Here is an 8,866-nt window from a genome sequence, read left to right on the forward strand (position 1 = left end):
CCGCCAAGGTCCGTTTGGAAAGGAGCCGCGCAGATGCGCTTCCTGCTGGTTGAAGACAACGAAAGCCTGGCAAAGGCCATTCTGGACCGGCTGCGGCTGGACGGGCATGTTGTGGACCATGCTCCGGATGTAAGCACCGCCTCTGCGTTTTCCGGAACGACCGATTACGATCTGATTTTGCTGGACATTATGCTGCCGGACGGGGACGGGCGCAGCTTCCTGAAGGCCCACCGGGAGAATGAGAAGGAAACCCCCGTCATCGTTCTGACGGCCCGCTCCGAGGTCTCTGACCGGGTCGGGATGCTGGATCTTGGCGCCGATGATTACATCACCAAGCCGTTCGATTTTTCCGAGCTCGAAGCGCGCTGCCGGGCGGTGCTGCGGCGGCGCGGCGGCGGCAGTTCCAACCTGCGGCGATTCGGAAATTTGCAGTTCGACCCGATGGCGGGAACACTGTCCACGGGCGGCAGGACCATCACGCTGCGCAACCGGGAATTGCGGCTGCTGGAGGTGTTTTTGAACGCGCCAGACCGGATTTTTTCCAAATCGAAACTGGTCGACCGGCTGTTTTCCTATGACGAGGAGGTCTCGGAAAACGCCATCGAGGTCTATGTCGCCCGGCTGCGCAAGCATCTGGCCGGGTCCGGTGTGCAGATCACCACGGTGCGCGGTCTTGGCTACCGGTTGAGCCTGGGATGAGCGCAGCGGTCAATGTCAGCGGCTCCCTCCGCCGCCGCCTGCTGCTGCAGCTGGTGGGCAGCGCGGCGCTTTTGGCGGCGATCCTGTTCTTTGCGGTGCTGGGGTTTGTCCGCAATGTTGCCGAGGAAAGCCACGACAGGATCCTGCTGGCCTCGGCAACCTCGATACTGGATTCCATTTCGGTGCAATCGGGGGAGATCGCCGCCGACATCCCCTATGCCGCCCTGTCGATGCTGGGCAATGTCAGCGATGACCGGGTGTTCTACCGGATCGCAAGCCCGGCAGGGGTGCTGACCGGCTATGCCGATCTGCCCGCTGGTGACCAGCCGGTCCAGCCGCGCCAGCCGCTGTTCGAAACCGCCGAATACAAGGGTGAGACGATCCGGGCGGTGACGGTGTCCCGCCGCCTGTCCGCACAGGGGGCGCCGGTGGCGGTACAGGTGTCGGTGGCTCAGACCCGTACCGGCCAGGCGGCACTGCTCCAGCAGCTGTTCCGGTCTGCGCTTTTTCTGGGTGTGGGCTTTTTCGTGCTGGCCTCGGGCCTCGCGGTCTGGACCGCGCAGTCCAGCATCACCCCGCTGCGGTCGCTGACCGAGGCGATCTCGCGGCGCGGGCCCAAGGATCTGCGCCCGGTGACCCGCCCGGTGCCTGCCGAGATGTCGCCGCTGGTGTCCTCGCTCAACAGCTTTATCAGCCGCTTGCAGGCCTCGCTGACCCGTTCCGAGGATTTCATCGCCGAAGCCGCGCACCGGGTGCGCACGCCGCTGGCGACGGTGCGCACCCAGGCCGAGGTCACCCTGATGCGGGTGGACAGGGAAGACAACCGCGCCAGCCTGCGCGAAATGATCCGCGCAATCGACGAAAGCTCCCGCGCGGCCGGGCAGCTGCTGGATCACGCCATGGTGTCGTTCCGCACTGACAGCCTGGAGCGGGAAGAGGTCAACCTGACCGCGCTTGCCCGCGATCTGGCAGAGCGGCTGCAGCCGGTGGCGGAGCTCAAGGATATTGTCCTGCATTTCCAAAGCGATGGCGATGTCAGTGTAAAGGGTGATGCCATCCTGCTGCAAAACGCGGTTCGCAATATTCTGGACAATGCCATCAAGTATTCCGGCCGGGACAGGGACATATGGGTCCGCACGGCCAACTCCGGCAGCGAGGCCTGTATCGAAGTGGAAGACGAGGCCGGCGGCTTTGCGGGCGAAGACACCGAGGCCCTGACCCGCCGCTTCGTCCGCGGCGCCAATGCCGGGGACACCATCGGCTCGGGGCTGGGGCTGACCATTGCCCGTGAGGTGGCCGAAGCCCACGGCGGCCGCCTGATCATCGAAGACAGCCAAACAGGAGCAGGCGCGTGCGTAACGCTTTGTTTTCCGCTCTACTGACCTTTCTGGCCTTTGCGGCGGCAGGGGCAGCCGGGTTCGAAGTGGAGGAACGGCACTGGATCGGCCCCCAGGACGTCACCCCCCTGCGGGTGATCTCGACCACGGACACGGCAATTCTGGAACCGCTGATCAGCAGCTTTCTTGAGGATCATCCGGGAGCCGCAATCGAGTACACTGCTGCCAACAGCAGCGAGGTGATGAAAGCGGTGCTGGAGGGGCAGGAGCCCTTTGACGTTGCCCTGTCTTCCGCCATGGATTTGCAGACCAAACTGGCCAATGACGGTTTCACCCGCCCGCACCAATCCGCGTCCACAGCGCTTATTCCGGAGTGGGGCGAGTGGCGCGGCCATGTGTTTGCCTTTTCCCTGGAGCCTGCGTCCATTGTGGTGTCGGCGGCGGCTTTTTCCCGCGGGGAAGTCCTGCGCACGCGGCAGGACCTGATTTCGCTGCTGCGCGCGCAGCCGGAACGGTTCCGCGGCAAGGTGGGCACCTACGATGTCTCGCTCAGCGGGCTGGGCTATCTCTTTGCGACCCAGGATGCGCGCACATCGGAAACCTACTGGCGGCTAATGGAAGTCATCGGCAGCCTGGATCCGCAGCTGTTCTGCTGCTCCTCCAGCATGATCGAAAGCGTCGCCTCCGGAGAGATCCTGGTGGCCTACAATGTCCTGGGCAGCTATGCGCGGGCCCGGCAGGATCTGGCGGAAAAGATCATTGTGATCGACCCGGAGGACTATACCCACCTGATGATGCGCTCCGCCGTTCTGCTGAAAGGCGGGCGGCAGCCAGGGCTGGCCCGGAGCTTTGTCGATCATCTGGCGGCGGCAGCCTGGTCGCAGCCGCCGGCGGCGAATTACCCCTTCGCGCAGCCGCCGGTCGCCTTTGTCGACAGCGCCAGCCCGAAGCGGCCAATTCAGCTGGGGCCCGGCCTGCTGGTCTATCTGGACGCCGAGAAACGCCGCCGCTTCATGGCGGAATGGTTCAGCGCGGTCCGGAAGGAATAGCGCGGTTTGATGGCCTGCAACCAGCTGCCGGTTTACCCAGGCTGAGCCAGAGCCACGACTGGAAACGCCGCGGCTGATGGCTCCGGCCGGGGTGCTGCGCGGCCATTGGAGAGGCAAAGGTATTGCGTCGGCCCATCGCGATTTGTCCATAAGCTGAGCCTATGATGTAATGGGTATATTCGATTTTTCTTGATAAATATTTCTGTCAAACTTCCAGACACTAAAAATTTTAGGTCCAAAGCGCCCCGTCAGAGGGTGCGGGAGAACAACACCAAACCAACAGAGGACACCGATGAAACAGAAAGCGTCATTTATTACGGCATTGGCATTCTCCGTGGCCGCCGCCGGTGCCGGGCTGGCGGAAACGGAGCTGACGGTCTACACGGCTGTCGAAGCGGAAGACCTCGCGCGGTATGCGGAGACATTCAACAAAAGCCACCCGGACATCAAGATCAACTGGGTGCGGGATTCCACCGGGATCATCACCGCCAAGCTGCTGGCCGAGCGCGACAACCCGCAGGCGGATGTGGTCTGGGGGCTGGCGGCGACCTCGCTGCTGCTGTTGAAATCCGAAGGCATGCTGGAGGCCTATTCACCTGCTGGTGTGGACCAGCTTGACCCCAAGTTCGTCGATGGTGACAACCCGCCCAGCTGGGTTGGCATGGACGCTTGGGTGGCCTCGGTCTGCTACAATACTGTTGAGGCTGAAAAGGCTGGTTTGACGCCGCCCAGCTCCTGGAAGGATCTGACCGATCCCCAGTATGCAGGCCATGTGATCATGCCGAACCCGAATTCCTCCGGCACCGGTTTCCTGGATGTTTCGAGCTGGCTGCAGATGTTTGGCGAGGACGGCGGCTGGCAGTATATGGACGCGCTGCACGACAACATCGCACGCTACACCCATTCCGGCTCCAAACCCTGCAAGCTGGCGGCTGCCGGTGAAATCCCGATCGGCATCTCATTCGCCTTCCGCGGTGCCAAGTCCAAGGCCGCAGGCGCGCCGCTGGACATCATCGTGCCGTCCGAAGGCGTCGGCTGGGACATGGAGGCAACGGCCATCGTGGCCGGCACGGCAAATCTGGAAGCCGCGCAGAAGCTGGTGGACTTCTCGATCACCAAGGAAGCCAACGAGATGTACAACACCGGCTATGCGGTTGTTGCCTATCCGGGCGTGGCCAAACCGGTTGAGCATTTCCCCGCGGGCCTGCTGGACGCGATGATCGACAACGACTTTGAGTTTGCCGCCAATAACCGGTCGGCAATCCTCAAGGAATGGCAGTCCCGCTACGACGGCAAATCGGAAGCGAAGTGACCTGTCTGCGGAAGGGGCCTCCGGCTCTTTCCGCCTTTGCTGCTTTCCAGCTTGCCTCCGCCTGTTTCCTCCCGCTGCCGCGCCGCCCTCTCGATCCGTGCCGGGTGTGCTTTTGGCACAAGCAAGGACCTAAGACGTGCTTCAAATGACCCCGCCAAAAGAAACCTACCTGAGCATCCGCGACCTGTGGAAAGCCTTCGGCAGCTTCGTCGCGCTGAAGGACATTTCCCTGGAGGTGAAGGAAGGCGAATTCATCTGTTTTCTCGGCCCCTCAGGCTGCGGCAAGACCACGCTGCTACGCGCCATTGCCGGACTGGACCTGCCGACCAAGGGCACGGTGACCCAGGGCGGGCAGGATGTGTCGAACCTGCCGCCGTCGGAACGCGATTTCGGGATTGTGTTCCAGTCCTATGCGCTATTCCCGAACCTGACGATCGAGAAGAACATCGCGTTCGGGCTGGAAAACGCGGGCCGCAGCAAGGCGGAAATCACAGCCCGCGTGCAGGAGCTGCTGGAACTGGTCGGCCTGCCGGATCAGGGCCGCAAGTATCCGGCACAGCTGTCGGGCGGCCAGCAGCAGCGAATTGCCCTGGCGCGCGCCATTGCCACCAACCCCGGCCTCTTGCTGCTGGATGAGCCGCTGTCGGCACTGGATGCCAAGGTGCGCGTCCACCTGCGCCATGAAATCAAGGAGCTGCAGCGCAGGCTGGGCGTCACCACCATCATGGTGACCCACGACCAGGAAGAGGCGCTGGCCATGGCCGACCGCATTGTGGTGATGAACCACGGGGTGATCGAACAGGTCGGCTCCCCCACGGAAATCTACCGCGAACCTGCCAACCTGTTTGTTGCCGACTTCATCGGCGAGATGAACCGGATCACCTCTTCCGTTGCCAAGGGCGGGCGCCTGGCGGTTGGCGAGAAAACCTTTGCCTGCCTGCCGCACGGTTTTGCCGACGGCACCCCTGTCACCGCCGCGATCCGGCCTGAGGACGTGATCCCGCATGAGGCGGGCTATCTGCAGGCCAGCGGCAACCGCAATTGCATTGATGTGCAGCTGGCCGAAATGGAATTCCTTGGCTCCTTCTGGCGCTGCCGCCTGACGAATGAGCGGTTTGGCGGCAAGGAACTGATTGCCGATTTCTCGATCAACGCAGTGCGCCGCCTGGGGCTGGAGGCCGGATGCCAGATGGAAATCGAATTGCCTGACAGCCGGCTGATGGCCTTTGATGCCGCAGGGCAGGGGGCGTGACGCAGATGTCTGATACCTCGCAATCCATCCTGCCGCCCGGCCCGGTCATCAAGGGCAAGCTGAGCCGCGATGACATCATCATGCGCGGCAGCATGATCATCATCGCGCTCTATCTGGTGGTGTCGCTGGTGTTCCCGCTCTATGCGATGCTGTCCAAATCCTTCTCCACCTACCGGATGGAGCTGTCGCAGTATGAATTCCAGGTCAGCGACGCGGCGGGCCAGTTTGACGGAACCATCCTGACCGGTGCCGGGCTGAATGCCCGCACCGGCGCCTATGCCGATGCCGAGCTGTCCACCGGGGCCGACGGGCGGCTGCCGGTCACCGGTTTGTTCCCGGACTTCAGCTTTCGCAGCCCGGTGATGTATCAGATCCGCAATACCTCTGATACAGGCCGCTTCCTGATCGGCTCCAACCTGCAGACCGGCACCGATTGGGTCACGCTCGACTCCAACACGTTCCGACGGGTGCAGCTGCGCCCGGTGCAGTCGCGCGGCCTCGACAACTTCGTCTCTTATTTCTCAACGCCCGCTCTGTTCAATTCGATCAAGAACTCGCTGTGGATTGCGGTGCTCAGCACGGTGGTGACGGTCTCGCTGGCCTTCTGGTTCGCCTACGCGCTGAACCGCAGCTGCATGAAGTACAAGGGTGTGTTCCGGCTGATCGCGATGGCGCCGATCCTTGTGCCTTCACTGCTGCCGGGCATCGCGCTGGTCTACCTGTTCGGCAATCAGGGCATGCTCAAGGAACTGATGTTCGGCGCCAGCATTTACGGCCCCATAGGCATCGTGATCGGTTCGGTCTTCTTCACTTTCCCGCATGCCTTCATCATCATCTCAACCGCGCTGGCGATCTCTGACGCGCGCCTTTACGAGGCCGCGGCCAGCCTGCGCTCCACCCCCTGGCGCACGTTCTGGACCGTGACCGTGCCCGGTGCCCGATACGGGCTGATCTCCGCGGCCTTTGTGGTGTTTAACCTGGTGATCACCGACTTTGGCCTGCCCAAGGTGATCGGCGGCCAGTTCAACGTGCTGGCGGTGGACATCTACAAGCAGGTGATTGGCCAGCAGAACTTCGAGATGGGCGCGGTGGTTTCGGTGGTACTGGTGATCCCGGCGATCCTCGCCTTTGCCATCGACCGCATGGTGCAGTCCAAGCAGGTGGCGCTGCTCTCGGCCCGCTCGGTGCCTTATGAGCCGCAGCCGGACAAGAAGATGGACCGTATCTTCTTTGCCTATTGCACACTCATCGGCCTGTTCATTGCCGGCCTGCTGGCGGTCTGCCAGTTTGCGGCGCTGATCAAGTTCTGGCCTTATGACCTGAGCCTCAGCCTGAACAACTACCAGTTTGATAAAATGGACGGCGGCGGCTGGGGATCCTATGTGAACTCGATCAAGCTGGCGCTGATGACGGCCGCTGCCGGCACTGCCGTGGTTTTTTTCGGGGCCTATCTGGTGGAAAAATCCAAGGGCTTCCGCACCGGGCGCGCCGTCTTCCAGATGTTTGCCATGCTGCCGATGGCAATCCCGGGTATGGTGCTGGGGCTGGCCTATATCTTCTTCTTCAACAATCCGGCAAATCCGCTGAATGCGCTCTACGGCACCATGGCGATCCTGGTGGTCTGCACGGTCACCCACTTCTACACGGTGTCGCACCTGACGGCAGTCACTGCACTCAAGCAGATGGACCGGGAGTTCGAATCCGTTGCCGCCTCGCTCAAGCAGCCGACGATGAAGCTGTTCGCCCGCGTCACGGTACCGGTTTGCCTGCCCGCGGTGCTGGACATCTCCATTTACCTGTTCGTCAACGCGATGACGACGGTGTCGGCGGTGGTGTTCCTCTATTCGCCCAAGACGACGCTGGCCTCGATTGCGGTGCTGAACATGGATGACGCAGGCGACATCGCGCCAGCGGCGGCCATGGGGATGATGATTTTCTACACCAACGCTTTTGCGCGGATCATCCACCTCCTGGCCTCCCGCGGCATTCTGCGGAGAACCCAGGCCTGGCGCAGCCGTTAGAGCAGACAATACCTCCCCTACTGCCCCCGTTGGACATGGCCAGCGGGGGCTTCTTTCTTTGCCTGTATGCCGGTTGCGAACTCCATGAAGGCACGGATGACCTTCACATCGCGCCGCTGGGACAGGTAGATCATGCTTTCGCTCATCTCCAGATTGGCACCTTGCAGCGTGTAGCGCACCAGGCGGTCGTCATGGCCGAATTCCGCCTCGGAGACAAAGCCGATGCCGGCGCCTGAGGCGACCAGCTCCCGCACCGCCTCCCGTCCTTCGGCCACGATTGCAGGCTTCAGCGTGATCCCCTGCGCGCGGGCTGCTGCTTCCACCTTCTCACGCGTCTTCGATCCTTCCTCACGAAAGACCAGCGGCAATTGCGCCAGTTCCTTGAACGGCAGGTCCCGTTGCGAGGCTGGCAGCACGCCGCGTGCGGCAAAGGCGACGATCCCGGTGGACCCGAGGTTCAGGATGCTCATATCCTTGCCGGGGGTGAGGCTGCCCACGACGCCGATTTCGGCGTTATAGGACCTCAATTCATCCAGGATGTCGCCGGTATTCCCGACGCGCAGGGATATGATGACATTCGGGTAGCGCTTCTGGAACGGCCCCAGAAATCCGGTCAGGTGCTGCGCGGAGTCCGCGATGATCCTCAACTCGCCTTCGATCGCCGCACTGGTCTCGGACAGGTAGTCCTCGATCTGGGCCTCAACCTCGAAATACTGCTTTGTCAGATGCAGCAGCGCTTCGCCCTCGCTGGTCAGGAAAACCCGCTTCTTCTCGCGGTGAAACAGCAGCACATCATGGTCCTGCTCCAGCTTCCGCACCTGTTCCGAGACCGCGGGCTGAGTGAGGCGAAGAGCCTCCGCGGCGCGGGAGAAACCGCCAAGGAGGGCAACGTGGTGGAAGGCCTTGAGCTGGGAATGACGCATTTGGTTGTCCTGCAAAGATCATAGGCTGTGCCTATGAGAGGATTGTTTTTTGCAATTGTACATATGGAATTGCGGGGGGCAATGATGGCTGGGAGATGCTTTTCGGAGAGTGCAGATGAGTGTTGCGACGGAGCCGCTTGAACCGCCCCGGCTGGGGGAGCCCTATTTGCTGACGCCGGGGCCGCTGACCACCTCTTATGCGGTGAAACAGGCGATGCTGCGGGACTGGGGCAGCTGGGATGATGATTTCCGCGCCATGACCCGCGAGATCCG

At 62.2% G+C, this 8,866-nt stretch carries 7 protein-coding genes; 6 read left to right on the forward strand and 1 reads right to left on the reverse strand.

Going from position 1 to position 8,866, the window contains the following annotated elements; genetic code table 11:
* Window positions 1-33: 33 nt before the first annotated feature.
* The 6 genes from ACFMBG_RS09175 (at window position 34) to ACFMBG_RS09200 (ending at window position 7,670) form a co-directional block, all read left to right on the forward strand.
* Entirely contained in the window at window positions 34-699 is a 666-nt protein-coding gene (locus tag ACFMBG_RS09175) for a response regulator transcription factor (protein WP_421054400.1), read from the forward strand.
* The gene (locus ACFMBG_RS09180; protein ID WP_421054401.1) at window positions 696-2,081 is read left to right on the forward strand and encodes a sensor histidine kinase; all 1,386 of its coding nucleotides are present in this window, start codon (window positions 696-698) and stop codon (window positions 2,079-2,081) included. The genes ACFMBG_RS09175 and ACFMBG_RS09180 overlap by 4 nt, the downstream gene beginning before the upstream one ends.
* A complete protein-coding gene (locus ACFMBG_RS09185) occupies window positions 2,051-3,085 on the forward strand; it encodes an ABC transporter substrate-binding protein (protein WP_421054402.1) in 1,035 nt (344 codons plus the stop codon). The genes ACFMBG_RS09180 and ACFMBG_RS09185 overlap by 31 nt, the downstream gene beginning before the upstream one ends.
* Window positions 3,086-3,377: 292 nt before the next feature.
* Window positions 3,378-4,397 (forward strand): putative 2-aminoethylphosphonate ABC transporter substrate-binding protein, encoded by a 1,020-nt coding sequence (locus ACFMBG_RS09190; protein WP_421054403.1) that lies wholly within the window; start codon window positions 3,378-3,380, stop codon window positions 4,395-4,397.
* A 145-nt stretch (window positions 4,398-4,542) separates the two neighbouring features.
* The gene (locus ACFMBG_RS09195) at window positions 4,543-5,649 is read left to right on the forward strand and encodes a putative 2-aminoethylphosphonate ABC transporter ATP-binding protein (RefSeq protein ID WP_421054404.1); all 1,107 of its coding nucleotides are present in this window, start codon (window positions 4,543-4,545) and stop codon (window positions 5,647-5,649) included.
* A gap of 5 nt (window positions 5,650-5,654) precedes the next feature.
* Complete coding sequence (locus tag ACFMBG_RS09200; protein ID WP_421054405.1) at window positions 5,655-7,670, forward strand: putative 2-aminoethylphosphonate ABC transporter permease subunit; 2,016 nt, start codon at window positions 5,655-5,657, stop codon at window positions 7,668-7,670.
* 17 nt (window positions 7,671-7,687) lie between these two features.
* Here ACFMBG_RS09200 and ACFMBG_RS09205 read toward each other — a convergent pair whose 3' ends face one another.
* Entirely contained in the window at window positions 7,688-8,593 is a 906-nt protein-coding gene (locus tag ACFMBG_RS09205) for a LysR substrate-binding domain-containing protein (RefSeq protein ID WP_421054406.1), read from the reverse strand.
* Between the last annotated feature and the right edge of the window lie 273 nt (window positions 8,594-8,866).

The sequence above is a fragment of the Leisingera coralii genome (assembly GCF_049056525.1).
Classification (GTDB): Bacteria; Pseudomonadota; Alphaproteobacteria; order Rhodobacterales; family Rhodobacteraceae; genus Leisingera; species Leisingera coralii.